The 25,244-nt window shown below is 54.4% G+C and carries 25 protein-coding genes; 10 read left to right on the forward strand and 15 right to left on the reverse strand.

The window, feature by feature from the left end:
* Positions 1-15 precede the first annotated feature (15 nt).
* From emrA to DUT67_RS04715, 5 genes are all read right to left on the reverse strand, one after another.
* On the reverse strand, positions 16-1,191 hold the full coding sequence (gene emrA / locus DUT67_RS04695; protein ID WP_048261930.1) for a multidrug efflux MFS transporter periplasmic adaptor subunit EmrA: 1,176 nt from the start codon (positions 1,189-1,191) through the stop codon (positions 16-18).
* 276 nt (positions 1,192-1,467) lie between these two features.
* Positions 1,468-1,983 (reverse strand): transcriptional repressor MprA, encoded by a 516-nt coding sequence (gene mprA, locus DUT67_RS04700; RefSeq protein ID WP_048261927.1) that lies wholly within the window; start codon positions 1,981-1,983, stop codon positions 1,468-1,470.
* Between the two features lie 176 nt (positions 1,984-2,159).
* Positions 2,160-2,501, reverse strand: coding sequence for an L-valine transporter subunit YgaH (ygaH, locus tag DUT67_RS04705; RefSeq protein WP_113632901.1), 342 nt, complete (start codon positions 2,499-2,501; stop codon positions 2,160-2,162).
* Positions 2,498-3,229, reverse strand: coding sequence for an AzlC family ABC transporter permease (locus DUT67_RS04710; RefSeq protein ID WP_048261924.1), 732 nt, complete (start codon positions 3,227-3,229; stop codon positions 2,498-2,500). Before DUT67_RS04710 ends, ygaH begins: the two co-directional genes overlap by 4 nt.
* 169 nt (positions 3,230-3,398) lie before the next feature.
* Positions 3,399-4,619: an MFS transporter gene (locus DUT67_RS04715; protein ID WP_113632900.1), complete on the reverse strand. Its 1,221-nt coding sequence runs from the start codon at positions 4,617-4,619 to the stop codon at positions 3,399-3,401.
* A gap of 169 nt (positions 4,620-4,788) precedes the next feature.
* Between DUT67_RS04715 and DUT67_RS04720 the strand changes: the two genes are divergently transcribed.
* Complete coding sequence (locus DUT67_RS04720; RefSeq protein WP_113632899.1) at positions 4,789-5,949, forward strand: lactonase family protein; 1,161 nt, start codon at positions 4,789-4,791, stop codon at positions 5,947-5,949.
* 137 nt (positions 5,950-6,086) lie between these two features.
* Here DUT67_RS04720 and DUT67_RS04725 read toward each other — a convergent pair whose 3' ends face one another.
* On the reverse strand, positions 6,087-6,668 hold the full coding sequence (locus DUT67_RS04725) for an ABATE domain-containing protein (RefSeq protein WP_113628054.1): 582 nt from the start codon (positions 6,666-6,668) through the stop codon (positions 6,087-6,089).
* A gap of 90 nt (positions 6,669-6,758) precedes the next feature.
* Here DUT67_RS04725 and DUT67_RS04730 point away from each other — a divergent pair, with 90 nt between their 5' ends.
* Complete coding sequence (locus tag DUT67_RS04730; protein ID WP_113628055.1) at positions 6,759-7,649, forward strand: alpha/beta fold hydrolase; 891 nt, start codon at positions 6,759-6,761, stop codon at positions 7,647-7,649.
* 102 nt (positions 7,650-7,751) lie between these two features.
* Here the strand turns inward: DUT67_RS04730 and proX are convergent, their stop codons facing one another.
* The 3 genes from proX to proV form a co-directional block, all read right to left on the reverse strand.
* Positions 7,752-8,756 (reverse strand): glycine betaine/L-proline ABC transporter substrate-binding protein ProX, encoded by a 1,005-nt coding sequence (proX, locus tag DUT67_RS04735; RefSeq protein ID WP_048261913.1) that lies wholly within the window; start codon positions 8,754-8,756, stop codon positions 7,752-7,754.
* Between the two features lie 314 nt (positions 8,757-9,070).
* The gene (proW, locus tag DUT67_RS04740; protein ID WP_113625482.1) at positions 9,071-10,354 is read right to left on the reverse strand and encodes a glycine betaine/L-proline ABC transporter permease ProW; all 1,284 of its coding nucleotides are present in this window, start codon (positions 10,352-10,354) and stop codon (positions 9,071-9,073) included.
* Entirely contained in the window at positions 10,347-11,549 is a 1,203-nt protein-coding gene (gene proV / locus DUT67_RS04745) for a glycine betaine/L-proline ABC transporter ATP-binding protein ProV (RefSeq protein WP_113625483.1), read from the reverse strand. The genes proW and proV overlap by 8 nt, the downstream gene beginning before the upstream one ends.
* A 669-nt stretch (positions 11,550-12,218) precedes the next feature.
* Between proV and DUT67_RS04750 the strand changes: the two genes are divergently transcribed.
* On the forward strand, positions 12,219-12,611 hold the full coding sequence (locus tag DUT67_RS04750; RefSeq protein WP_113625484.1) for a VOC family protein: 393 nt from the start codon (positions 12,219-12,221) through the stop codon (positions 12,609-12,611).
* A 45-nt stretch (positions 12,612-12,656) separates the two neighbouring features.
* Here the strand turns inward: DUT67_RS04750 and hpxZ are convergent, their stop codons facing one another.
* Genes hpxZ through DUT67_RS04770 form a run of 4 tightly spaced genes read right to left on the reverse strand, consistent with a single transcriptional unit; the run spans position 12,657 to position 16,251 of the window.
* Complete coding sequence (gene hpxZ / locus DUT67_RS04755; RefSeq protein WP_113625485.1) at positions 12,657-13,043, reverse strand: oxalurate catabolism protein HpxZ; 387 nt, start codon at positions 13,041-13,043, stop codon at positions 12,657-12,659.
* Positions 13,033-14,451, reverse strand: a complete 1,419-nt coding sequence (locus DUT67_RS04760) for an AtzE family amidohydrolase (protein ID WP_113632898.1) — start codon at positions 14,449-14,451, stop codon at positions 13,033-13,035. The genes hpxZ and DUT67_RS04760 overlap by 11 nt, the downstream gene beginning before the upstream one ends.
* On the reverse strand, positions 14,448-14,639 hold the full coding sequence (gene hpxX, locus DUT67_RS04765) for an oxalurate catabolism protein HpxX (RefSeq protein WP_113625487.1): 192 nt from the start codon (positions 14,637-14,639) through the stop codon (positions 14,448-14,450). Before hpxX ends, DUT67_RS04760 begins: the two co-directional genes overlap by 4 nt.
* Positions 14,640-14,664: 25 nt before the next feature.
* Positions 14,665-16,251 (reverse strand): gamma-glutamyltransferase family protein, encoded by a 1,587-nt coding sequence (locus DUT67_RS04770; RefSeq protein ID WP_113625488.1) that lies wholly within the window; start codon positions 16,249-16,251, stop codon positions 14,665-14,667.
* A 192-nt stretch (positions 16,252-16,443) separates the two neighbouring features.
* Here DUT67_RS04770 and DUT67_RS04775 point away from each other — a divergent pair, with 192 nt between their 5' ends.
* The 7 genes from DUT67_RS04775 to hpxK all read left to right on the forward strand — a co-directional run bounded on the left by DUT67_RS04775 (position 16,444) and on the right by hpxK (position 23,241).
* Positions 16,444-17,283, forward strand: a complete 840-nt coding sequence (locus DUT67_RS04775) for a MurR/RpiR family transcriptional regulator (protein ID WP_113625489.1) — start codon at positions 16,444-16,446, stop codon at positions 17,281-17,283.
* 543 nt (positions 17,284-17,826) lie between these two features.
* Positions 17,827-18,633 (forward strand): transporter substrate-binding domain-containing protein, encoded by an 807-nt coding sequence (locus DUT67_RS04780; RefSeq protein WP_113632897.1) that lies wholly within the window; start codon positions 17,827-17,829, stop codon positions 18,631-18,633.
* Between the two features lie 12 nt (positions 18,634-18,645).
* Positions 18,646-19,314 (forward strand): amino acid ABC transporter permease, encoded by a 669-nt coding sequence (locus tag DUT67_RS04785; protein WP_011094999.1) that lies wholly within the window; start codon positions 18,646-18,648, stop codon positions 19,312-19,314.
* A complete protein-coding gene (locus DUT67_RS04790; RefSeq protein ID WP_011094998.1) occupies positions 19,311-19,964 on the forward strand; it encodes an amino acid ABC transporter permease in 654 nt (217 codons plus the stop codon). The genes DUT67_RS04785 and DUT67_RS04790 overlap by 4 nt, the downstream gene beginning before the upstream one ends.
* Positions 19,945-20,688, forward strand: coding sequence for an amino acid ABC transporter ATP-binding protein (locus tag DUT67_RS04795; protein ID WP_113632896.1), 744 nt, complete (start codon positions 19,945-19,947; stop codon positions 20,686-20,688). The genes DUT67_RS04790 and DUT67_RS04795 overlap by 20 nt, the downstream gene beginning before the upstream one ends.
* A gap of 49 nt (positions 20,689-20,737) precedes the next feature.
* A complete protein-coding gene (locus DUT67_RS04800) occupies positions 20,738-21,982 on the forward strand; it encodes an alanine--glyoxylate aminotransferase family protein (RefSeq protein WP_113632895.1) in 1,245 nt (414 codons plus the stop codon).
* Positions 21,979-23,241: an allantoate amidohydrolase gene (gene hpxK, locus DUT67_RS04805; RefSeq protein ID WP_113632894.1), complete on the forward strand. Its 1,263-nt coding sequence runs from the start codon at positions 21,979-21,981 to the stop codon at positions 23,239-23,241. Before DUT67_RS04800 ends, hpxK begins: the two co-directional genes overlap by 4 nt.
* Before the next feature lie 42 nt (positions 23,242-23,283).
* Here the strand turns inward: hpxK and DUT67_RS04810 are convergent, their stop codons facing one another.
* Together DUT67_RS04810 and DUT67_RS04815 are read right to left on the reverse strand one after the other, a co-directional pair.
* Positions 23,284-24,051 (reverse strand): amidohydrolase, encoded by a 768-nt coding sequence (locus tag DUT67_RS04810; RefSeq protein WP_011094994.1) that lies wholly within the window; start codon positions 24,049-24,051, stop codon positions 23,284-23,286.
* Positions 24,039-25,196, reverse strand: coding sequence for a pyridoxal phosphate-dependent aminotransferase (locus tag DUT67_RS04815; RefSeq protein ID WP_011094993.1), 1,158 nt, complete (start codon positions 25,194-25,196; stop codon positions 24,039-24,041). Before DUT67_RS04815 ends, DUT67_RS04810 begins: the two co-directional genes overlap by 13 nt.
* Positions 25,197-25,244 lie beyond the last annotated feature (48 nt).

Consider the following 25,244-nt stretch of genomic DNA (forward strand, 5'->3'; position numbering starts at 1 on the left):
TTCTCTCCTGGTCGATTAACCGGCATTCGCCTGAATAATGGCGCTAATATCTTGGTTAACAGGGGTCAGATCCAGCGTCAGAGCATCACTTTGGTAGGCTGGCGTGGTGCGCGGCGTTTCTGCTAACGCGCTGCCTTCTGTATTGGCGGTATCGACATTCACCAAGGCAGACAAGCCAATACGCAGCGGATGTTCGGCAACCTGCTTCGGATCGATCTCAATTCGTACGGGCAAGCGCTGAACCACTTTGATCCAGTTGCCTGTAGCATTCTGGGCGGGCAGCAGAGAAAACGCGCTCCCGGTACCCATATCGAGGCCGACCACTTTTCCCTGATACACAACATCATCACCGTAGATATCCGCGATCACGGTTGCGGGTTGGCCGATGCGCATATTGGCTAACTGCGTCTCTTTGAAGTTAGCATCGACCCACAGGTGATTGGCAGGAACCACGGCCATCAGCGCTGAAGTCGAGGAAATGCGGGCGCCAATCTGCACGCTGCGGCGTGAGATGTAGCCGTCAATCGGGCTGACAATTTTGGTACGCTGTAGCGCTAACCAGGCATCGCGCATTTCTACGGAAGCTTGCTGTATGGCGGGTTGTTTCTCGAGTGGCGTATCCAGAATCATTGCCTGATTCGCCTGATATTGTTGTCTGGCAACTTCTAGCGCCGCTTTGGCGGTCGCGACGGCATCACGGGCATGCTGTACTTCTTCACGTCCGATGGCATTTGCGCTGCCCAGTGCTTCACGGCGGCTCTGGTCGCTTTGTGCCTTGTTCAGTTCAGTCTGACGTAGCTCGATATTGGCCTGATATTGTTTGCTGTTGATAATCAACTGGTGCGTTTGGCGCACGCTGTTGGCCAGTGCGGTTTTCGCGCGCTCAAAGGTCTGCTGGGCATCGGTAGGATCCAGCTCCACCAAGACCTGTCCCTGTTTAACGAAATCGGTATTGTCGACGTTAACATGGGTGACGCTACCCGTAACCTGCGCCATGATCTGAATCTGGTTGCCTGCGACGTAGGCGTCGTCGGTACTTTGGTGATGTCTGAGCACCAGGAACCAGTAAACCAGCCAGGCACAGCCCAGTACGACGAAAATAAATGTCAGCAGCGACAAGACCCGTTTACGCTGCTGTTTCTTGTTTCTTTGGGGCGTCTGCGGCACCTGATTTTCCACACTTTCACTCATGCTGTTCTCTCTCTTCTTATTTTCTTTGTATCGGCTATCGCACCAGACAGAGCAGCCTGGCGATAGTCGCAATGAATTCGTATTACTGTGCCGCCCGGGGGAGTTTTCAGATTGCCCACCCGGAGCGTGAGATTGCCGTTGTGCTAAGCCGCAGGTTGAGACCACGGAAAGATCATGCGTATTTTTCGCAGCAAAACTCACCTGCCCGATACCTAAGCATCGGGTCATTTCGGGTGAAAAAGGTGCTGGTTATGATTTTTTGTTGTTGTTCTTCTGCTATATGTTGCCGAAATCGTCCATCTCATCCAGCCTAACCAAGAGCTTTCTCATCAGGGTTTCGAGCTGTTTTTGCTCTCCTGATTCAAGTGCTGAACAAAGCACATGGAGACTGTCATGTTGTGGTGGAATCAGTTGGCCAAGAAACGTTTTGCCTTCTTCTGTCAGATGCAGGTGCAGGCAGCGTCTGTCGCTGCTGCTTTCGCGTCGCTCTATCCAGCCTCTTTTCTCCAGATCGTCAGCGATGCGTGTCGCATTGGTGCGTGACGATCCCAGCGCTGCACTGAGCTCAGATGGCTGAATACTGTAAGATTCTTGAGATTCTAACGTCAGCAATGCCATGAAAAGGGTTTCGTTAATTCCCTGATCTTTCAGCATTCTGTTTCTGTGTTCCAGAATTTTGCCTTGAACGTGCATGAATAGACGCAGTAACAAAACTTCCTGACGTGGGAAACCGGGTTTGCGTGAAGCACGCAGATCGAGCATTTGTTCTATAGGAGTGAATGAACTGTCCATTTTTTATATAAACCTCATTAATCACGGTATGCATAGTAACTAATGTTACTAAATGGGTAAACGGCATTCAGGTGGGAAATTGTGCTTATTTCTGTGACAGAACGTAAGCGGAGAATAGTGTGAAGTAGGGATTATTCACCGCTTACTTTATTTAAATCAAAATCTTATTTGATAATTTACACTGTGGATTCCAGCAGTTTAAACGCAATGCCGTAGCAGAATGCTCCCAGTAACGTCGATAAGACGATGCTGCGGGTTTTATAAAAGCAGGCGGTCAGCGTCATAAAGCCTACGAGTGTTGGCAGCAACTTTTCGTGATGCGCGAGAATATCCGGCACGCTGGAAACTATCAGCAGCGCACAGATGGAAGCAATGCCAATGCTATCAAGCAACAGGGCTTTTTTGCCGCGTTGCAGTGAACCGGAAGCACGTGAGGCGCTCAGCCGCAGAGGCAGATAGCGGAAGAGATAGTTCACCATTCCGACCATCAGCCCGATAAGAATAACGTCTGTACTCATATGTTCACCTGCGGTGTGGCGGGGTTAACCAGTGAGGCCAGACAGCCGCTGAGAATGCCGAGCAGTATCGCGGCAGGGATAGAAGAAAGCAGCAGCCCAAGCAGTGCGCCGCCTAGCGCGCAGGCCACAACCAGACTCTGTTTCCGCTTGAAGGACGCGAGCAAAAAACTCAGGAAAAGCGCAGGCAGCATGAAAGACAGCGCGGCTTCGACGGCAGGGTAATCATCCAGCGGGCCGTTACCGAATACGGCACCGATCACCGTGCCAAGCACCCAGGAGAGCCAGGCTAAAAGCGACACGCCCATCATCCAGTCTTCTGACCAACGTCGATTGTCTTTCGCCAGCCGAGCGGCTGCGGCAGCAAACACTTCGTCCGTCAGGCCGAACGCCCACAGCGCGGTTTTTCGGGTTGGCAGACGTTGTGCAATACGATGCCGTAACGCAGGCCCATAGAGCACATGGCGGATATCCATCGCCATGACGGTCAACGCTGCTACCCAGATGGACATACCTGCGCTAAGCAGGGCGGTGATGACGAACTGGCTGGCACCAGCGTAAATGATGCACGAAAGAAAAATGCCTTCCAGCGGGGTAAATCCTAGCTTGACGGCGTTCATGCCAAACGCGAAGGCTACGGGCATATAGCCGATAACAATTGGCAAGCTGTCAAATACGCCTTCGCTAAAAGACGCCGATTTTGTCGGTGCAGATGTGGTTAATGTCTTCACTGGCTTGATATTTTTTGCACTTAAAGGGAATTAACCGGTAACACTAGCAAAGCATTACCGGAATTTCACGTTATTGCGGAACGGGCGTGATGATCTCGTGCGTAACTTTCTCATGGGAAACTGTCTCGAATGAGACGATTGCAGTCGAGACAGTTGCAAATAAGCGCGGCTACAGCGCCGCCATCGCTTCCTGTGTTTCGTGATGATGGCTTCGCCACCACACCAGCAGATTCAACAGGCTGATAATGCTGCCTGCGGTACAAACGCCGAGCCAGCCCCACTGCTGGTAAGCCGAAGCAGAGAGGATCGATCCCAGTGCACCGCCGATGAAATAGCTGGTCATATAGCCTGCCGTCAGTCGGTTACGTGCGTCGGGCATCATACGGTAAATCACACTCTGGTTGGTCACGTGCACGCCCTGAACTGCCAGATCCAGTACGATGATGCCAATGAGCAGCGCCGCCACGGAATGAATACCGAGCGCAATAAAGCCCCACGACAGCAAAAGCAGGATAATCCCAACGCTGGTGGTCGGCTTGGCTTTGCCCTGATCGACTAAACGACCCGCGCGTGATGCTGCTAATGCGCCTGCGGCACCGACCAGCCCGAACAGGCCGATAACGCCTTCGGAATAACCATAGGGTGGTGAAGCCAGCAGGAATGCCATCGACGTCCACAGAATGCTGAAGTTGGCAAAGGACAGACAGCCAAGGATTGCGCGCGTGCGCAGCAGCGGATTTGCAGAGAACAGGCGGAATATGGAGACCAGTAACTGCGGGTAGTTCAGCGTGTTTTGCTGAGGAATACGCGGCAATGCCCGCCACAGAATCAGCGCCATGATGACCATCAGCGTGCTGGCAACCCAGTAAACGGTACGCCAGTCACCGAGTGAAGCCAGCGCACCCGCGACGGTACGCGCCAGCAGAATCCCCAGTAGCAGGCCACTCATGATCGTGCCAACGACCTTGCCGCGTGTTTCCGGCGTTGCCAGCGTTGCGGCAAGAGGAACCAGCAACTGCGCGACAACGGAGAACAAGCCAGTTAATGCCGTGCCAGCAATCATTATCCAAAGTGTGGGCGCAGAAGCGGTGATCAGCATCCCGCCTGCGGCGAGTAGCGTCATGCCGACAATGAGCGTCCGGCGTTCAAACATATCCCCCAGTGGCACCAAAAACAGCAGGCCAACGGCATAACCCAGCTGCGCGGCGGTGACAATGAATCCCGCCTGATTAACGGAAAGCGCAAAGACTCTGGCAATCGTCTCCAGCAGCGGCTGGGCATAATAGTTACTAGCGACGGCAAGGCCTGTCGCGATAGACATAATCAGGGTCAAAGACAGGCTAAGCCCTGGTTGTGGTGTAGAGGATGCAGATTGTTGCTGAAGAGGCATAGTGTTTGAACGTTAATATGATGTTAAAAGCAGAGTCTATAGTATCCGGCAGAGCCTAATGAGATGCCAGAATATCTTTCCGCTTCTTAAATATGACGGAGATGTTTCGCTTTTGCCGGGATTGATTTAGCTTATCCCCAGCGTCATAACACTATCGACAGGGGATATTATGTTTAAGCATTATCAGGTGTTTAAGAAAAACAGCATTGCAATGCTAATGGGATATGCACTTCTGCAAGCAGCGGCACTGTGGTCGATGGGGGCGCAGGCAGTCACGGCGGTTTACGTCTCTGCTGCCACTGACGGCGCGATCGATGTCTACACACTTAATACGCAAAGCGGCGAATTGACCGCCATCGGGAAAGCGGCCGCTGGGGCGAAGGTGATGCCGCTGGCCGTTAGCCCAGATAAATCGTTCCTCTATGCTGCTACGCGTGGCATTCCCTACTCGGCGGTTAGCTATAAAATCGACGCCAAGAGCGGTGTATTGAGCCCATTAGGCAAAGCAGAATTACCGGACAGCATGGCCTACATCTCGACGGATCTTACGGGGAAATGGCTATTCAGTGCCTCGTATGGCGGCAATAAAATCGCGGTTAATGGCATTGATAAAGACGGCAAGGTGAACGCGAGTGCGGTCACCGTGGTGCCGACAGGCGAGAAAGCGCACAGCATTATTGCCGATCGCAAAAATAAATTCGTCTTTGCCAGCAATCTCGGCAGCGACCAAATTGTACAGTTCCGGTTTGATGCGAAAACGGGAACGTTGACGCCGAATGAGCCAGCCGAAATTAAACTGCCTGAAGGGAACGGGCCGCGCCATCTGGTGTTATCACCCGATAATAAAACGCTCTACGTGAGCAACGAATTGTCCGGCAAAGTTGCGCGTCTGGCGCTGGATGAAAAGACTGGGCAACTTACGCTGTTGGATTACACCGACACCATTCCGGCCGAGGCAGGGATGAGAGCGGGAACGATCACACCGGATAAAAAGAACGCCGATAGCCGACCACAGATCTGGAGCGCCGATTTACGTCTGACGCCAAATGGAAAATTCCTGTACGTATCGGAACGCACCAAAAGCACGATTACGCTGCTGCGGGTTGAGCCGAAAACGGGTCAGTTGAAATATATTACGCGCTACCCGACGGAAACGCAGCCGCGCGGTATTCAGATCGATCCAAGCGGGAAATTCCTGATCGCCAGCGGTGAAAAATCGACGTCGCTGTCGGTGTATCGCATCAATCAGGACAACGGAGATTTAGTGCGAGTAGGTCACTACCCGACCGGAAAAGGCGCGAACTGGGTCGAAATCGTTAAACTGCCGTAATTGCCCTTCAGCAATAAAAAACGCCCCTTTCGCTGGAAAGGGGCGTAGTAGAAAGAAGGAAGAATGCCTCTACCGGACGTATAACGCGTACTTTTGACGTTTTCTCATGGTTAGCGTGAACGTTCATTTTCCCCTTGTCAGTCAGCTTCCTGCTTACGCGAGCGGAATGCCGCGACTTTCATTCTGTTGCCACAGAGCGCCATGCTGCACCATCGCCGACGATGTGATTTGGTGGTATCCAGAAAGAACAAGGTACAGTCGTGAGCCTCACACTGGCGAATATATTTTACCTCAGATCCGGAAATCAGAGCAGCGAACGCCATTGCTATCGGTTCGAGTAAGCTGGCACAGCTATTATCCCTCCTGCATTCAACAACGCTAAAACCAGCTTGCTGACTATCCCATTCCAGCATTCTTACCGGCCGTCCACTATCAAGAATATGGTTTATTCGTTCAGGGTGATATTCCTTACCCGATCGGACGGCATCTATTGTCTGAACCATTGCCTGACGCAATGCCAGAGCTTCATTAATCAGGCCGGTCGGCGTATCTGTAAAATTTTCAGGTAGTTGCTTCGCCGCTTTAAGCCATGTGATGACACTTGCGTCATCCGTCAAACAGTCGTGGTATTCGCTTCCTGTTCCAAATGCACTGTTGATGAGGTCCAACGCGAGATTGTTCGCGAGAAAGTGGGGCTGAGTTATCGGTGATGTGTGCATTGATGTAACCCTTAAAATGGTATTGACAGGTTACACTAATTATCTGTAACCTTCAAATAACCACTTTATAGGTTACAAAGGAAAAAGACTGTGAATACTGATATAGCAACGACACCCGAGACCCAAGTCCACTATCGCTATGAGCAGGTGGGTAACGTCAATATTTTCTATCGTGAAGCAGGAAAGCCATCATCACCCAGCATTTTGCTACTGCATGGATTTGCTGCATCCTCGTACATGTTTCGAGAACTGATTCCGTTACTTGCTGATAATTATCACGTGATTGCTCCCGATCTGCCGTCCTTCGGTTTCACGGAATCGCCGGGAAGCGATGAGTATGACTATACGTTTGATAATCTGGCGAAGACGATCGAGCAGTTCACTGAACAGCTGAAGCTCCCGCGTTATGCGATCATGGTTCATGACTATGGTGCACCGGTTGGATGGCGTCTTGCTACGGCTCATCCCGATCGCATCACGGCAATTATTTCGCAGAACGGTAATGCTTATGAAGAGGGTTTGGCGCAAGGATGGGATGCGATCAGACGGTATTGGCAATCACCGACGGCAGAGAATCGTGCTGCCCTTCATGATTTTCCGACCGCAGCCTCTGTGAAATGGCAATATTTAGAAGGCGTAAGTGATACCAGCCTTGTCTCCCCCGATGGATACACTCTTGAAGGTCTGCACGTGTCCCGTCCAGGCAATGCTGATATTCAACTGGATCTGCTACTGGACTACGCCTCCAATGTTCAGCGTTATCCTGAATTCCAGACTTACTTCCGTGAGAAGCAACCGCCGCTGCTTGCTGTCTGGGGCCGCCATGATCCTTACTTTTTACCTGCCGGTGCGGAAGCGTGGAAGCGGGATATTCCCCATGCTGATATCCGTTTCTACGATACCGGGCACTTTGCTTTAGAAACGCATGGAAACGACATCATCCCCGTCATCCACGCATTCCTGGACGACAATATAAAATGATTTTCTGATTGGGTTTGGTGAGGTGTCAGCGGGGAAAGTGTTGTTTCGAGAACGGAGAAAATGAGCGCCCTTTTGTTAGAAAGGGCGCTCGTCTATAGGGGATTATTTCGCAGCATCGGCGGCGGTTTTCACCCAGCCATCAAACAGCTGCTGGTGGGCTTTGATCCAGCCATCAACATGACGTTCGATATCTTTCTGTGAACCCTGACCTTCATGCATACGCAGGTTCTGCGCATTCACATCGGCAATCGGCAACTTCATGATGGCGAACAGCTTCGCCGCTGCGGGGTTTTTCTCGGCCCACGCTTTGTTCGCGGCAATCTTCATGGTGTTAACGGGGAAGCCATAGTCGGCACCGTTTGGCAGCTTGGTGCTGACATCTTTCATTTCACCCGGTTGAGAAGAGAAAGGCACCTGTAACCAGACTACGTCACGGCCCGGAACCAGCACATCACTGACCCAGTACGGCGTCCAGGTGTAGTAAAGAATCGGCTTGCCTTCTTTGTAGCGGGTAATGGTATCGGCGATCATCGCCGCATAGTTCCCCTGATTGTGCTCGACCGTGTTGGTTAAGCCATAGGCGGGAAGGTGATGGTTGATGGCCGCTTCACATCCCCAGCCCGGCGTACAGCCCGTAAGATCGGCTTTGCCGTCGCCATTGGTATCAAAAATCTTGGCAATTTTCGGATCTTTTAGCTGCGCAATATTGGTGATTTTGTATTTTTCAGCCGTTTTCTTGTCGATCAGGTAACCCTGAGCGGCACCGGAGACATATTCACCCTGACGGTAGAATTTCGCGTCCCCGCCAGCCGCTTTATATTGGTCTGCGTGTAGCGGATCCCAGTTAACCGCGATAAATGTCGCATCGCCGGAAGCAATCGAGGTGTAGGCGACGTTGTAGTCCACTTCACGAGGCGTTTGCACGTCATAGCCCAGCTTTTCCAACGCGCGGCTGACCAGCAGCGTCTGGAACGTTTCCTCGGAGATGGTGCTTTGCACGGGAATAACGGAAATACCTTTACCCGGCTGCGCGGTGTCAGCGGCGTAAACCTGCGTACTCAACAGTGCGGTAGTCAGGGCGGCGGCCCAAAGTTTGGTGTTAGGCATCATGATTCCCTCTGTCTTTATACCCGTCATACTTCAAGTTGCATGTGCGTTGGCTGCGTTACTCGGTACACTTGCGTGTACCTCGCCCCGTAGGGGCCGCTGCAAGCAGCGTTCAAATCTGCCTTTGGCAGATTTGTCAGTCACCCGAATCACTTACCTCTGTAAGCTCATCGGGATGCCTTCCCTTGCCGCCTGCCTGAAACTCGAATTATTTAGGGTAAATGGTAAGTGTTGCTAATAAAATTAACGTGTGGATAAAACGAATAGTGAATGTCGCCGATTGTCTGACGTGTGTCAGACAATCGGGACGAGCATTACTGCTTGATGAAAGGACGGGTCAGCAGGCCAATTGGGCCGCTGGCGTACCAGCTTTTATTGCCCTTGCTGCGACGATCGCGCCCCAGAGACTGGGTAAGACGGTCAAGAATAATGGCCAGAATAACAATCCCGACACCACCGACGGCAGCCAGACCCATATCCAGACGGCCAATCCCGCGCAGCACCATCTGACCCAGGCCGCCCACGGCGATCATCGAGGCGATAACCACCATCGACAGCGCCAACATCAGCGTCTGGTTAACACCAGCCATGATGGTCGGCATGGCCAGCGGGAGCTGAACCTTAAACAGCATCTGGCGCGGGCTGGCACCGAATGATTCAGCGGCTTCAACCAGATCGGCGGGCACCTGACGAATCCCCAGAATCGTTAAGCGAATAATCGGTGGCAGGGCGAAGATAATCGTTACCACGACACCCGGCACGTTACCGATACCGAACAGCATGACGATAGGCACCAGATAGACGAACGCGGGTGTGGTCTGCATGGCATCGAGCAGCGGTCGGATAAACTTCGCGGCTCGTTCGCTACGTGCTAGCCAGATCCCCATGGGGAGCCCGATGAGCACGCAGAAGAACAGCGCGGTCAGCACCAGCGCTAACGTAATCATGGCCTGTGACCAGGCACCAATCGCGCCAATCGCAATCAGCGACAGTAGGGTTGCTACGCCCATGCCGAGGCTGGACATCTGCCAGGCAATCAACGAAAACACCAGAATGGCAATCGGCGCAGGCATTCCCAGCAGAAACTGCTGGAAGCCGCCCAGAATAAAATCGACCGGCACGCGAATGCCCTGGAAGATCGGTCTGAAGTGCAGCACAACCCAGTCGATACCGTGGGTGACCCAACTGTCCAGCGGAATCAGCGTGTCTTTAAACGGATCGAGCAGGTTGAAATGCTCGGGTGTCGCAGGAGCCGCGCTGTTTAGCCAGTCACTGCCGGATTGCGCAGCCTGATGTGCGGCATCGGTAGAACCATCGGGAGCCGGAGCACTGCTCCAAGCATCGCTGCCGTTAGCCGGTGCATCTTGAGCAGGCGCGGCGGTAGACCAAGGATCGCTTTGCGATGCGCTGTCAGGCGTTGAACCGTGCTGTGCCGATGTAGCACTATCTGCAGCGTGATCGGCAGGTGGGTTCTGTGTGCTGGTTGCCCACGGATCGCTTTGCGCGGCGCTATTACCCTGCTCAGGCGTTGCATTTTGGTCGGCAGGTTGATTTTGTGCCGTGGTGTTGTCCCACGGATTCGGTGTTGATTTACTCATTGGTCACTCCTTCCTTATCCAGTGCCTGAAGCAACATTCCTTTGGAAATGATGCCAATGTACTCATTGTTCTCGCCGACAACAGGAACGGCACAGGGAGCCTGTGCGACCTGAGAAATCAGCTCGTTGAGTGACATATCTGCGGGCACGGGAGCAGGTTCGGGCAGTAACGCCTGTTCCAGCGGCTGCTGTTCTTTCAGCGCCTGCTTCAGTGAATCAATAGACACGATGCCAATGAAGCGTTTCCCACCTTCCAGTACGTAGCCGTAATCACGGTCTTCGTCCTGAAGGATTTTCAGCGCGGAACGCGGTCCTACGCCGGGGGTTTTACGGATTAAGGTAACTGGGCGACGACGGGCGATATCTTTGGCGCTAAACACGTGGCTGATATCGACACCGCGGAAAAAGGTGCGCACATAGTCATTGGCTGGATTATTCAGGATCTCATCGGGCGTACCGACCTGAATTACTTCACCGCCGTGCATGATGGCAATCCGGTCACCGATGCGCATCGCTTCATCCAGATCGTGCGAGATAAAGACGATAGTGCGTTGATGACGGGACTGGAGTTTGACTAACTCATCCTGCATTTCAGTACGGATCAGCGGATCGAGCGCAGAGAATGCCTCATCCATCAACAGGATATCGGGGTCATTCGCTAACGCACGGGCCAGACCGACACGCTGGCGCATCCCGCCAGACAGCTCATCTGGGTAAGACGCCGCGTAGGCTTCAAGCCCAACCTGCTGCAACGCATCCAGCGCTTTTTGCTCACGCTCCGCTTTCGGCACGCCAGCCAGTTCCATACCAAAGGCGGTATTGTTGAGGATATTCAGATGCGGCATGAGCGCAAAGGATTGGAACACCATACTGATCTTCTTGCGGCGCACGTCGCGCAGCGCGGTATCAGATATCCTGGAGATATCCTCACCGTCGATCAGCACCTGACCCCGAGTGGGTTCGATCAGACGATTGAGAAGGCGTACCATGGTTGATTTGCCGGAACCGGATAATCCCATGATGACAAATATCTCGCCTTCTTCAATGGCCAGACTGGCATCTTTTACCCCGACAGTAAGCCCTGTTTTTTCAAATACCTGATCTTTACTCAGGCCTTTATCAATCAGTTTAAATGCTCTGTCTGGGTGCTCGCCAAATATCTTATAAAGATTCTTTACTTCAAGTTTAATTGCCATGAAATTATTGTTTTCCTGTGTCGTTTATAATTCTATAACCTAACCCTGATAATGATTAAACATAATCTACCCTATCATACTCAGATTCTGAGACAACCCTTTATTGCCCCAGCGTCGCCTCTCGCTAGGCGAATATTAGCCAGAGCGACAACGCGATTATTGCTATGTTATCTTCATGATTTATGTGATCTTTGTGATTTTTCTCTTGAAGGGTAATTCTTTTTATAACAGTACGTTACCTGCTGGTTTTTACATATTGAATTTGCGGATGATATAACCTTTTCTGATTGTGGATAAATCGCTATTTATAGTGAATTCCACTAGTCGAATAATATGATAAATAAATCACGTTTTTGGGCTTATAGACACTCGAATAGGCCGACGCAGGTACATTTTTTACTTATGATATCTGTCGGTATTTTATACAGTATAGCAAAGATATAATGGGTTAAATGATTGTGTTAATTCCCACCAATAAATGAGAGTGTTCTGAATAATATATTCTTCATTTTTGCAGCGTAATAAAGTCGAGATGCTGGACCAATTTGGTGAGATGCTTCGTGCGTTATCGTGCATGTGCATTTTGCCGATCGCGATCGCGTTATCCAGATAAAATATAGGGTTATGATGGTTAAATATCATCCATAACGACTATCGCAAGAGGCCATCGTGTTAGATCACCTGAGCATACCAGTACGGAATATTGCCCGTAGCCGACAATTCTATGCAGCGGCGCTTGAACCATTGGGTTATACACTGATTAAGGACATGTCGTTTGCCGTCAGTTTTGCGGTGACGGAAGGATATGGGCAGTCAAGCGATCCCGGTGGCGAATTCTGGATTTATCAGTCAAAGGGTGAGCCTTGCCCGGCGGTGCACTTTGCTTTCAGCGCCGCCTCGCGAGAGCGTGTGGATGCTTTTTTTGCTGCCGCTATTGCGGTGGGTGGCATAGATAATGGGCAGCCGGGGCTGCGTCCGAATTATCATCAGGATTATTACGCCGCATTCGTGCGCGACCCGGATGGATACAATATTGAAGCGGTGTATCACCGCCAGCCTTGAACGTCGAATTATGTGGACGTGGTGATAGGGGGGAATCCCCCTTTGTCACTCGCTCATCACGCTGACGTGGGCGGCGACAATACGCCAGCCTTCGGTCATTTTAACCCAGGTCTGCATTTGGCGGCCAATCTTCGTGCTGCCTGTGCGGGTAAACTCGGTGCTGGCGACGGCCATATCATGACCGTAGGTGGTGATGACCGTATTACGCAGGGTTCTGTCCAAACCGGCAGAGGGACGAGCGAGGCGAAAGGCGCGGATTTCCTCGATTCCGTACAGATTTTCTCCCGCACCGTAGCGCACCGTTTTTTCATCGTGCCAGAACAGCTCATCCAGCACCGCAATGTCATTACCGGTTAAGGCTTCTTCGTAGCGATAAAACGCGGCAGTCACATCGGCCAGCACATCCGCTTGGTTGATATCGTCAGGCAACATATTTTCTTTCCTCTACTGTGTAGATTATTTCTTGTTGTTCTAGCGCCCACGCCGTCCGCAGACAAAGATCCTCGCGCCACGGTGCGGCAATAATCTGAATACCGATCGGCAAGCCGCTGGCGGTTGCCACTGGCACCGTCACGACGGGCAGCCCGACGAAAGAGATTGGCTGTGTCAGCATGCCCATGCTGGCGCGGACAGGTAAATCGGTATCATTAATTCGCATGGTTTCCTGCCCAATAAGCGTGGCGGAGCAGGGCGTCGCGGGGGCAATCAGCAGGTCGGTGTGTTCAAACAACGCCAACGTCTGTTGACGAAAATAATTACGGAAGCGCTGGGCTTGCACATACCAGGCGGCGGGGATCATCGCGCCAGCAAGCAGCCGCTCGCGTGACAGTGGCTCGAAACGCTCAGGCTGAGTACGTAAGTCGGGCAAATACTGGTTCCCGCCTTCGCTGGCCGACAGAATGAAGGCGGCGCTGCGTGCCAGCGCGGCATCGGTTAACGTCAGGCTGTCCTGTGCGCCCAGCGCCTGCGCGATCTGGCAGACGGCGGCTTTTGCCTCCTCGCTACTCCATGTGGAAAAGTAGCCATCGAGCACCGCATAGCGTAGCCCGTCGCTGCCTGCTTCCAGCTGTTTGGTGGTATGCTGCGTTTCCCGCTTCGCCTGAAAACGATCGTGATCATCGCGACCTTGTAGTGCGTCGAACACTAATGCCAGATCGTCTGCGCTACGTGCGAACGGGCCGATGTGGTCGAGGCTGGCGACAAACGGGTGGCTACCGTGACGTGATAAACGGCCAAACGTCGGCTTCAGCCCGAAAATGCCGCATAGCGACGACGGCACGCGGATCGAGCCATTGGTGTCGCTGCCCAGCGTGAAGTTAACCAACCCTGCGGCGACAACTGCCGCCGATCCCCCCGACGAGCCTCCGGCAATACGCTGTGTGTCGAGCGGGTTACGCGTGGGGCCGTAATGGCTGTTCTCGGTGGTAAAGCCGTAGGCATAGGCGTCCATATTCAACATGCCTGACAGCAGCGCGCCCTGACTGGCAAGTTGACGGATGGCAAAAGCATCCTGCACGGCGGGTGGGCGTTGGCTGAGAAGCTCGGCACCTGCCAGCGTGGTTTCGCCACTGACATCAAACAGGTTCTTTACGGCATAAGGCACACCGGCCAGCGCGGGTAAGGTTTCCCCGCGTTGACGGCATGCGTCGATACGCTCTGCTTCCGCCAACATGCGTTCGCCGGTGACATGGGTATAAGCATTAATTGTAGGATTGGTTTGCTCAATCGCGGCTAGTGCCTGCTGTGCAAGCTCTTTGGCGGAGAAAGTTCCAGCCTGCAAGCCTTGCTGAATCTGCCGGATAGATAACGGTGAGGACGCACGCTTGGCGTATAAACTCATAGCGTATAAACCCCAGCAATTTCCTGATGCTCATCAAGAGGAAAATCCATCAGCGGCTGCGCCATGGCGTGGATGCGGCTGAATTGCACCAGCAGTTCCTGACGTCGTTCCTGGCTGAGTTGCAGAGATAGCAGCGTTTCCATCTGTTGCAGATACACTGTCAGTGCGTCTTGTTCGATCATCGTCATTCTGTTTTCTCCCGGTTAAGTAGAACTAAAAGCCTGCCGCGCTGCCGTTGCTGCGTGGATCGAAAGCGCCTTCCAGCATGCCGTTGGTGTGGCGCACGATGGCACCCGCATGGCCGACGGTTTCGCTAAAGCTGCTCAACAGCTCGACGTCGTGCCCTAGCTGACGCAGCGCATCTACGGTCGCGGGTTTAAAGCGATCTTCGATCTTCAGCGTGTCGGAGGATTGTCCCCAGGTGCGACCCAGCAACCAGCGTGGAGCGGTAATCGCCTGTTGCAGCGGCAGCCCTTGCTGGACATGACGGATAAAGATGGCCGCCTGCGTCTGCGGTTGTCCATCTCCACCCATCGAGCCGTAGACCATCGTCCGTCCGTCGGATAAACGTGCGGCGGCAGGGTTTAAGGTATGAAAAGGCTGTTTGCCCGGCTCTAACACCTGCAGATGTGCTGGATCGAGGCTGAATGAGGCACCGCGGTTCTGCCAGAGCACGCCTGTTCCCGGCAGCACAACACCGCTGCCGAATTCGTGGTAAATGCTTTGAATGAAAGAGACGCACAGGCCGCTGCTGTCGCATACGCCCATCCAGACGGTGTCGCCGGGGCCTTTGCCTTCTCCCCACGATGCGGCTTTTCGCGTATCGACCTGTCTCGCCAGTGCACCAAGCGCATCGTTTTCCAGCAGCGCCTGAACATTTTGCGTCATTAGTTTGGGATCGGTAATGAAGCGATCACGCAGGCCAAACGCCAGCTTGGTCGATTCGACAATACGATGGATCGTCTGGCTATCGCTCAGATCTTCCATTTCTAAATGATCGGTCAGGCCGAGGATCGCGAGGGACACCAGACCCTGCGTCGGTGGCGCGAGATTATAAATATCGCCTTTACTGTGTTTCAGCACCAGCGGTGTTGTTCGCTTGGCGCGGTAGTTCGCCAGATCGTCGGCCGTCAGCGGCATCCCGATCTGTGTCATCTGTGCTGAAAGGCGGGCGGCGACGGAGCCGCGATAAAAGCTGTCCAGCCCTTCAATGCTCAGCGCCGTTAAGGTATCGGCTAAGTCGGGCTGCGTGAAACGGCTACCCGCGCGCGGGATATTTCCCTGCGGCATAAAAAGTTGGCTAAAGGCCGGAAAATCGCTCAGTTCGTGATAGCGCTGGGTGAGCGCATCTTCCTGCGATTGTGTGACGGGAATGCCGTCCGCCGCATAGCGAATCGCGTCAGACAGCAAGCGAGCGAGCGGTAGCGGTTCTCCTCCCAGTTCTTGAGAGAATGCCAACGCTTCCTGCCAGCCGCCGACAGTACCCGCGACCGTCAGCGCCGCTTTCGGGCCTCGATGCGGAATACGGCTCTCACCCCGATACCACTCGCGGCAGGCCAGCGACCCCGCAGCGCCGCTGGCATCAATGGCGACAGGTTCGCCGCGTGGCGGCACAATTAGCCAGAAGCCGTCACCGCCGATCCCGTTCATATGTGGGTACACCACGGCAATGGTTGCTGCCGCCGCGACCATGGCTTCAATGGCGTTGCCGCCTTCGCGCAGAACAGCCAAGGCGCTGGCGCTGGCTAAATGATGAGGTGCCACCGCCATGCCTAGCGGGGCGGTATTACTTTGCATCATTTCGATATTCCTTTTTATGTAGGGTGATGAGTTCTATTAACCCTAGCTATAAGCAAATGGCGTTCCAGTTTTTCGGTGTAGTGGAAAGTCGGTATACGGTGCCAAAAGGTGTATCTGTATCATCCTGACAATCCTGTGCTATGTTCTGCGCAATGAAACAAACGTTACAGCACGCGTAATGGACGAGAGACGATGATGCAAATAGATGAACGATTACGGGATCGCTATAGCGAGCTTTCGCCGCAGGAACAGCGCGTCGCGGATTTCATCTTCGATCACTTTGACGATCTGATCAGCTACAACAGCGCCGAGCTGGCGCGGCTGAGCGGCGCCTCCAAAGCGACCGTCAGCCGCTTGTTCAAGCGGTTGGGCTACCCCAGCTACCGTGACATGCGCGATGAACTGAGAACGTTGCGCCAGAGCGGGATGCCGCTGGCGGATAACCGTGATGCGGTGCAGGGGAATACGCTGCTGGCGCGGCATTACAAACAGGAAATGGCGAACCTGACGCAGTGGATAAATCAGATTGATCCCGTACAGTTTGGTGCCGTGATTCAGGCGCTGATGCAGGCGCAGCGCCTGTGTCTGATTGGGCTACGCAACAGCTATCCGGTCGCGCTGCACCTGCGGCAACAACTGCTTCAGATTCGTCAACAGGTCACGCTGCTGACGCAGCCGGGGCAGACGCTATCCGAAGAGCTGGTCGATCTCACCGCGCAGGATGTTGTGATTGTGGTGGCCTTTCGCCGCCGTCCACGCCTGATTCAACCGCTGCTAGCACAACTGCAAAAACGCGGTGTGCCCGTGCTACTGCTCTGCGAACCGCAGGTGAGTGCGCTGATGCCATTGGCAACCTGGTCGCTGTGCGTTCCGCTGGACAGCGTATCGGCGTTTGACAGCTATTCGTCCGCCATGAGTCTGGTGAATGTGATCAGCAATGCGTTATTGCATGAAATGCTGCGTGATGGACGCCAGCGCATCCATCAGATCGCGGATCTTTATGGTGAACTGGATGAGCTTGAACAACGCTAATGGTGCGTTAGTGTGGTGCTGTTGCACCGAAATGATGCGTTAAAGTGAACGTTATCGGCTCCTGATGCGTTTATCTGTCATGTAATCATGTGGATTGTTTCGTGCGTGATAGCACTGGATTATTTTTGTGACGCAGCGCCACGCCCGACATAGGGCAGCTCAAACGCCGCTTGCCCTATGAACCCAGGCTTTTTTCGCGGAATTGCGCCGCTTCGCGGCGTCCCTGCCGCTCATCCTGCGGTCATGCTCACCTCAGCGTAATTTTTTACGCGAATAAGTCATAAAAAACAAAAGACTCGGGCGTGGTGCATGAGTTGCATAAATTATCTTTCTGCAATCACGCCCGAAATATTCCGCCAATACTTCATATGCATATCCCACTGCCATATTTCATCACAATTTTCTGACCTTCTACATTGTTCCTCATCGCCAAGAATACGAATGGAATCTGGCACATTCCTTGCTTAGTATCTGTAACGATAGTTTCAGTATTTGTTTTTAAAGAATCTTTCGTTTCAATTACACTAACCGGGGGCAGAGACGATGTTGATCAATAAACTGGGCATCAAAAAAGGGTTACTGGCGGTGATGGGTGCGGCAATGTTACTGGTTCAGGCCGGTAGCGTGATGGCCGATCAGTTGCAGGATATCGAGAAGCGCGGTGTGCTGCGTGTCGCAGTACCGCAAGATTTCCCACCGTTTGGATCGGTCGGCACCGATCTGCAACCGCAGGGCTATGACATCGATATCGCCCGCTATCTGGCGAAAGAGATGAAACTAACGTTGCAGCTGGTTCCGGTAACCAGCGCCAACCGCGTGCCGTATCTGCAAACCAACAAGGTCGATCTGGTGATCTCCAGCTTGGGCAAAAATGCCGAGCGTGAAAAAGTGATCGATTTCAGTCGCGCCTATGCGCCGTTCTTTTTAGGTGTATTCGGACCGAAAGACAGCGCGTTAGCCTCGTCAGAAGCGCTGGAAGGGAAGAGTATCGGCGTCACACGCGGTGCGGTAGAAGATATGGTTCTGACGGAAACGGCACCGAAGGCCGCACAGATTAAGCGCTACGAAGATAACAACACCACGCTGTCGGCGTATTTGTCAGGACAGGTGGAATTTGTCGCCACGGGCAATCTGGTTGTCGCCGCCATCGCTGAGCAGAACCCGACAAAAGCGCCTGTCGCGAAGTTTATGCTGAAGGATTCGCCGTGCTACATCGGGCTGAGGAAAGACGAGCCTGCACTGAAAGCGAAAGTCGATGCGCTGATCGAACAGGCGTTGAAAGACGAGACGCTCAATAGCCTGTCGGAAAAATGGCTGAAAGCGCCGTTGCCAGCCAGCATCAAAGCGTAACGGGAGCGCGCCATGACCTATCAGCTTAATTTTTCCGCGCTGTTGCCGTTCTGGCCTGAGTTGCTGGCGGGGCTGTGGGTCACCATTGAGCTGACAGTAATGGCAACCCTCGGCGGCATCGCCATCGGTATCTGTGGTGCGGCTTTGCGTAGCGGCAAGCCGACCCTGCTGAGTCGGCTATGGGGGATCTACGTCGAGCTGATCCGCAATACGCCGTTTGTGGTTCAGCTGTTCTTTATCGTCTTCGGCTTGCCGAGTCTGGGTTGGAAGCTGACGGCCGGGGAGGCTGCGCTGTTAGCGATGTTGATTAATCTTGGTGCGTATAGCACTGAGATTATCCGCGCGGGGATTCAGGTGACGCCAAAGGGTCAGTGGGAAGCCGCTCGCGTGCTGGGACTGACGCGGATGCAGACTTTTCTTCGCGTGATTTTGCCACCCGCGCTTCAGCGGATTTATCCGGCGCTGGTCAGCCAATGCATCATCGTCATGCTGGGATCGTCGGTGGTGTCGCAGGTTTCCTACGAGGAACTGACCTTTGCCGCTAACCTGATTCAGTCCCGTACGTTTCTGAGCTTCGAAGTGTATCTGGCGACCACGCTGTGTTACCTCGTGCTATCGGTTCTGATGCGGCAACTCTTACTGCTGGCGGGTCGGCGTTTCTTAGGGAGTCAGCAATCATGACATTTACCGACTGGGATATTGTGCGCAACCTGCTGCTGGCGGCGCGTTGGACGTTGCTATTGTCGCTGACGGCCTTCATCGGCGGTGCGCTGGTGACGTTTCCGCTCATGCTGTTGCGGCTGACCAAGCGCAAATGGGCGACGCGCTTTGTCCATCTGTATTCCGAGTTATTTCAGGGCACGCCGCTGCTGATGCAGCTGTTTCTCGCGTTTTTCGGGCTGGCGTTGTTCGGTATTGATGTGAGCCCGTGGACGGCGGCGGCATTGGCGCTGACGCTATTTACCAGCGCTTTTCTGGTGGATATCTGGTGCGGCAGTGTGGAAGCGTTACCGAAAGGGCAGTGGGAAGCGTCGCGCTGTCTCGGGCTGGATTTCGGTCAGACGCTCTATCGGGTGATTGCACCGCAGGCGATGCGTATCGCTATCGCGCCTACCGTTGGGTTCTCTGTGCAGGTGATCAAAGGCACCGCGCTGGCGTCGATCATCGGATTTATCGAACTGACTAAAGCGGGAACCATGTTGAATAACGTGACCTATCAGCCGTTTAAAGTGTTCGGATTGGTGGCGCTGGGCTATTTCCTGATGTGCTATCCGCTCTCTTACTACAGCCGCTATCTGGAGAAGAAATTCAATGCCGCTCATCACCATTAATCAGGTTCAAAAATATTACGGTCAGAACCATGTCCTGAAAGGGGTGGATCTGGATATCGAAATGGGTGAGGTCATTTCGATCATCGGGCGTAGCGGCTCGGGTAAGAGCACGCTACTGCGCTGCATGAACGGTCTGGAAGGTTATCAGGACGGCAGCATCAAGTTGGGCGGGGTGACGGTCACCGACAGGGATTCGCAGGCGCGGGAGATCAGCCGTTCGATCGGGATGGTATTTCAGAACTTCAATCTGTTTCCGCACATGACGGCGCTGGAAAACGTGATGCTGGCACCGCGCCGCGTGCTGGGTAAAAGCGCAGCGGAGTGTCAGGCGTTAGGCGAACAGATGCTCAACAAAGTCGGGCTGGGCGAACGCCTTCATTATTATCCCGGCAATCTGTCGGGTGGTCAGCAGCAGCGAGTCGCTATTGCCCGTGCATTGGCGATGAATCCAAAAGTCCTGCTGTGTGACGAAATTACGTCAGCACTCGATCCTGAACTCGTCGGCGAAGTGTTGAAAGTGCTGGAACAGCTTGCCGCAGAAGGCATGACGCTGATTTTGGTCACGCATGAAATGAATTTTGCCCGTGAAGTGGGCGATCGCGTGGTGTTTATGCATCAGGGCACAGTCTGGGAGCAGGGCGACAGTAAAACGCTGTTTGCTAACCCGCAGACCCGCGAGTTGAAACAGTTTATCGCCTCGGTCCGAGGATTATCGGAAGCCTAATGACGCTTTTCGAGTGTGTAAGTCGAAACAAAAGTCTGGAGCAATAACCATGAGCAGCGAACTGTACGCGCAAATTAACCCCCCTCATCGCTTACTGATGGGGCCGGGGCCGATCAACGCCGATCCGCGCGTATTACGGGCAATGGCCAGCCAACTGGTTGGTCAGTATGACCCCGCGATGACCCATTATATGAATCAGGTCATGGAACTCTATCGCCAGCTTTTCCGCACGGAGAACCGCTGGACGATGCTGGTGGACGGCACCTCGCGTGCGGGCATCGAAGCGATTCTGCTGTCGGCGATCCGCCCCGGCGATAAGGTGCTGGTACCGGTGTTTGGTCGTTTTGGTCATTTGCTGTGTGAGATTGCCCGCCGCTGTCGTGCCGAGGTTCATACCATTGAAGTGCCGTGGGGTGAGGTGTTCTCGCCCGACCAGATCGAAGATGTGATCAAAACGGTGCGTCCGCGTCTGTTGCTGACGGTGCAGGGCGATACCTCGACCACTATGTTGCAGCCGCTGGAGGCGCTGGGCGAGATTTGCCGCCGCCACGGCGTGCTGTTCTATACCGATGCCACGGCGTCTTTCGGCGGTAACCCGCTGGAAACCGATAAATGGGGTTTGGATGCGGTCTCCGCTGGGTTACAGAAGTGCCTCGGAGGGCCGTCTGGTAGTTCGCCGATCACGTTAAGCCCACAGATGGAAGCGGTGATCCGCCGCCGTAAATGCGTTGAGCAGGGGATCAGAACCGACGCACATCAGGACGGCGACGACGAGATGATCTATTCCAACTATTTCGATCTGGGCATGGTGATGGATTACTGGGGGCCGGAGCGCCTGAATCACCATACCGAAGCGACAAGCATGTTGTTTGCTGCACGCGAGTGCGCGCGGGTGATCCTCGAAGAAGGGCTGGATCGCAGCATTGTCCGCCATGCACTACATGGTAATGCGCTGGTGGCAGGGGTTCAGGGGATGGGGCTGGAAACCTTTGGCGATCTCAGCCACAAAATGAATAACGTACTGGGCGTGGTGATTCCTGACGGCGTTCACGGCGAGCAGGTTCGTAAGCTGCTGTTGGAAGACTTTGCTATTGAGATCGGCACTTCGTTTGGCCCGCTTCAGGGCAAAATCTGGCGTATTGGCACCATGGGTTACAACGCACGCAAAGACTGCGTGATGCAAACGTTAACTGCACTGGAGGCGGTGCTGAACCGTCTTGGCTTCCGCACCGTGCAGGGCGAGGCTATGCAGGCCGCCTGGAACAGCTATGCGGCGAACGAGGAGCGTGCATGAGTGAACCTCTACTGTCGTCGCCTGCTGCACAGGCTGCCGCTGAACTGATTATGTCGCGCTGCGATGTGCTGGCTGAAATTAGCGAAACGCCCGGTCAACTAACTCGCGTCTACCTATCGCTGGAACACCTGCGTGCCAATAGGCAGGTGGGGGAGTGGATGCGCGAAGTCGGAATGAACGTCTGGCAGGACAGCGTGGGCAATATTTGTGGTCGTTATGACGGGCTGACGCCGGATGCACCGGCGCTGCTGCTGGGTTCGCATCTGGACACGGTGCGCAATGCTGGGCGTTACGACGGCATGCTGGGCGTATTAACGGCGATTGAAGTGGTACGCACGTTTCATCAGCAGGGAATCCGGTTGCCCGTGGCGCTGGAAATCGTCGGCTTCGGCGATGAGGAAGGTACGCGTTTTGGCATTACCCTACTGGGAAGCCGAGGTTTGACGGGCACCTGGCCGGAAAACTGGCTGGAATGTCAGGATGCAGAAGGCACCAGCGTGGCGCAGGCATTGACCATTGCAGGGCTGGATCCGTTACAGGTGGCACAGGCTGCGCGCCCGGTCAGTGATATCGTCGCCTATCTGGAATTGCATATCGAACAGGGGCCGTGTCTGGAACAGCAGGATCTGGCGCTAGGCGTGGTTACAGCGATCAACGGGGCGCGGCGGCTCAACTGCACATTCCTCGGTTTGGCGGGGCACGCAGGAACGGTGCCGATGACGCAGCGACAGGATGCGCTGGTGGCGGCCGCTGACTGGATGGCACAGGCAGAACGGGTGACGCGGGAAAGCGATCCTCATTTGGTCGCTACGTTTGGCACGCTGCAATGCTTACCGGGTGCGGCAAACGTGATCCCCGGTGAAGTGAAGATGACGCTGGATATTCGCGGGCCGGAGGATGCGCCGCTGGATGCGTTGCTACAAAAACTCCTGACGCTAGCACAGGCTATCGCGCACCAGCGCGGCTGCCAGTTCAGCGCCGAAGAGTATTATCGTATTGCAGCAACCCGCTGCGATCCCGCGTTGCAGTCGGCATTAAACGAGGCGGTGGCGCAGGTACAGGGGAAAACGCTGATGCTGCCGAGCGGTGCGGGGCATGATGCCATCGCGATTGCCGAGCGCTGGCCGGTGGCGATGCTTTTTGTCCGCTGTCGCGGCGGTATCAGCCATCATCCCGACGAATCGGTTATCACGGCGGATGTGGCGCTGGCACTACAGGCGCTCTATCAGATGGTGTTTCATCACGCATCAGCACGGTAACGCCCACCGCAACTATCACCTCACCGACGACGGCGGCAGTTGTTACAGCGTAAACCGATCTGCATCACGCCACGCGGGGAAGGATTCCCGGTAGCTCTGCAGTGCTTCCAGCGACAGTTCGGCGTCCAGTTGGGCAGGCTGGTTGGGGGCGGCAGAGGCCAGAATTTCCCCTTGAGCGTTAATAATCAGGCTATCGCCACGGTAGCTGTGGCCGTTGCCGTCGGTGCCAACGCGGTTGCAGCCTGCAACGTAGGCCTGATTCTCAATGGCGCGCGCGGCCAGCAGTGTTTGCCAGTGCGCTGCACGCGGTGCAGGCCAGTTGGCGACATACAGTGCCAGATCGTAATCCTGTCGATTGCGCGACCATACTGGGAAACGTAGGTCGTAGCAGATCATCGGGCAGATGCGCCAGCCGCGCCACTCAAGGGTGACTCGCTCCGTTCCTGCCTGATAGTGGTGGTGTTCATCCGCCATGCGGAACAGGTGGCGTTTATCGTAGTGATACACGTGGCCGTGCGGATCGACCAGCAGGAAACGGTTCACTGCACCTTTCGGCGTGTTCACCGCGACGCTACCGCCGATCAGCGCGTTGGTCTTTTGCGCCCACTGGTGTAACCACGCCTCGACGACCGACTGATCCAAACTACCTTTGGCCGCTTCCATCGCAAAGCCGGTGGTGAACATCTCCGGTAACACAATGACATCACGCTCGTTCATCTCCGCCAATAACGTATCGAAGTGGCGTAGATTCGCTTCCCCATCACGCCAGACGAGTGGCTGTTGCAGCAATGAAATCTTTAAAGTTGACATAAACGCTCCGCCGCGGCATCCAACGTTGCTTCCTGTTTAGCAAAGCATAGTCGAATCAACGTATGTGGGAACGGATCGGCGCAAAAGACGGAGAGCGGGATAGCGGCGACACCAACGTGCTCAGTCAGCCAGCGGCAGAAGCTGACATCGTCCAGATCGGAAATCGCCCGATAGTCCGCCAGCAGGAAGTAGGTACCTTCGCAGGGCAGAATCTCGAAACGGCTGCCTGCCAGCGCATTGATGAAGCGATCGCGGCGTGCGCGGTAAAAATCGGGCAGTTCGCGCCAGTGTTGCGGTTGTTCGCGCAGCATATCGGCGATAGCGAACTGAGCGGGCGTGTTCACGGAGAACGTCAGATATTGGTGAACCTTACGGACCTCCGCGCTCAATGCCGCTGGTGCGACGCAGTAGCCGACTTTCCAACCGGTCATGTGGAAGGTTTTGCCAAACGAGGAAACGGCGATAGCGCGTTGACGCAGCGACGGGTGTGCCAGCACGCTGGCGTGCCCTTCATTATCAAAGCAGATATGCTCGTAGACTTCATCACTCAATACGAAAATATTGCGCGCGGCAATCGCCTGCCATAGCTGCTCAAAATCGGTTTTCTGCCAGACGGTGGCGGACGGATTGTGCGGCGTGTTCAGAATCACCAACCGAGTGCGATCGCTCAGCAAGTCGGTAAAAGATGACCAATCCACGCGAAATGCGGGTGGCTGCAAGGCGATGCGTTTGAGTACGCCGCCAGCCAACGTAACGGCAGGCGCGTAGCTGTCATAGCTGGGATCGAAACAAATCACTTCGTCGCCGGGGCGTACCAGTGCGGCAATAGCGGCAAACAGCGCTTCGGTTGCACCCGCCGTGACGGTGACTTCACTATCCGCATCCGGTCGCCAGCCGTACAGTGCTTCCGTTTTCTCGGCAATGGCCTGACGCAGTGGCGAGACGCCGGTCATCGGCGCGTATTGGTTGGCGCCCTGACTGACGTGATACGCCAGCCGCTGCTGTAAATAATCCGGGCCGTCAAAATCAGGGAAACCTTGTGATAGATTGATGGCCTGATGCTGTTGGGCCAGTGCGCTCATCTGGGTAAAAATGGTGGTGCCCAGCGAAGGCAGTTTACTGTCGGGGATCAGAGCGGCGCTCATAGCGGATAGGACTCCTGCAAGCCTGTATTGCTTGGTAATATAACATGC

The sequence above is a fragment of the Pectobacterium peruviense genome (genome assembly GCF_003312355.2).
GTDB classification, from domain to species: Bacteria; Pseudomonadota; Gammaproteobacteria; order Enterobacterales; family Enterobacteriaceae; genus Pectobacterium; species Pectobacterium peruviense.

Coding starts and splice junctions, on each gene's coding strand:
- hpxX (WP_113625487.1), bottom strand. CDS start 14,639: ATGACGATGATCGAACAAGACGCACTGACAGTGTATCTGCAACAGATG.
- DUT67_RS04780 (WP_113632897.1), top strand. CDS start 17,827: ATGTTGATCAATAAACTGGGCATCAAAAAAGGGTTACTGGCGGTGATG.
- DUT67_RS04785 (WP_011094999.1), top strand. CDS start 18,646: ATGACCTATCAGCTTAATTTTTCCGCGCTGTTGCCGTTCTGGCCTGAG.
- DUT67_RS04715 (WP_113632900.1), bottom strand. CDS start 4,619: ATGCCTCTTCAGCAACAATCTGCATCCTCTACACCACAACCAGGGCTT.
- DUT67_RS04815 (WP_011094993.1), bottom strand. CDS start 25,196: ATGAGCGCCGCTCTGATCCCCGACAGTAAACTGCCTTCGCTGGGCACC.
- proX (WP_048261913.1), bottom strand. CDS start 8,756: ATGCCTAACACCAAACTTTGGGCCGCCGCCCTGACTACCGCACTGTTG.
- DUT67_RS04720 (WP_113632899.1), top strand. CDS start 4,789: ATGTTTAAGCATTATCAGGTGTTTAAGAAAAACAGCATTGCAATGCTA.
- DUT67_RS04760 (WP_113632898.1), bottom strand. CDS start 14,451: ATGAGTTTATACGCCAAGCGTGCGTCCTCACCGTTATCTATCCGGCAG.
- DUT67_RS04770 (WP_113625488.1), bottom strand. CDS start 16,251: ATGATGCAAAGTAATACCGCCCCGCTAGGCATGGCGGTGGCACCTCAT.
- DUT67_RS04800 (WP_113632895.1), top strand. CDS start 20,738: ATGAGCAGCGAACTGTACGCGCAAATTAACCCCCCTCATCGCTTACTG.
- hpxZ (WP_113625485.1), bottom strand. CDS start 13,043: ATGTTGCCTGACGATATCAACCAAGCGGATGTGCTGGCCGATGTGACT.
- ygaH (WP_113632901.1), bottom strand. CDS start 2,501: ATGAGTACAGACGTTATTCTTATCGGGCTGATGGTCGGAATGGTGAAC.
- hpxK (WP_113632894.1), top strand. CDS start 21,979: ATGAGTGAACCTCTACTGTCGTCGCCTGCTGCACAGGCTGCCGCTGAA.
- mprA (WP_048261927.1), bottom strand. CDS start 1,983: ATGGACAGTTCATTCACTCCTATAGAACAAATGCTCGATCTGCGTGCT.
- emrA (WP_048261930.1), bottom strand. CDS start 1,191: ATGAGTGAAAGTGTGGAAAATCAGGTGCCGCAGACGCCCCAAAGAAAC.
- DUT67_RS04775 (WP_113625489.1), top strand. CDS start 16,444: ATGATGCAAATAGATGAACGATTACGGGATCGCTATAGCGAGCTTTCG.
- DUT67_RS04790 (WP_011094998.1), top strand. CDS start 19,311: ATGACATTTACCGACTGGGATATTGTGCGCAACCTGCTGCTGGCGGCG.
- DUT67_RS04810 (WP_011094994.1), bottom strand. CDS start 24,051: ATGTCAACTTTAAAGATTTCATTGCTGCAACAGCCACTCGTCTGGCGT.
- proW (WP_113625482.1), bottom strand. CDS start 10,354: ATGAGTAAATCAACACCGAATCCGTGGGACAACACCACGGCACAAAAT.
- DUT67_RS04795 (WP_113632896.1), top strand. CDS start 19,945: ATGCCGCTCATCACCATTAATCAGGTTCAAAAATATTACGGTCAGAAC.
- DUT67_RS04725 (WP_113628054.1), bottom strand. CDS start 6,668: ATGCACACATCACCGATAACTCAGCCCCACTTTCTCGCGAACAATCTC.
- proV (WP_113625483.1), bottom strand. CDS start 11,549: ATGGCAATTAAACTTGAAGTAAAGAATCTTTATAAGATATTTGGCGAG.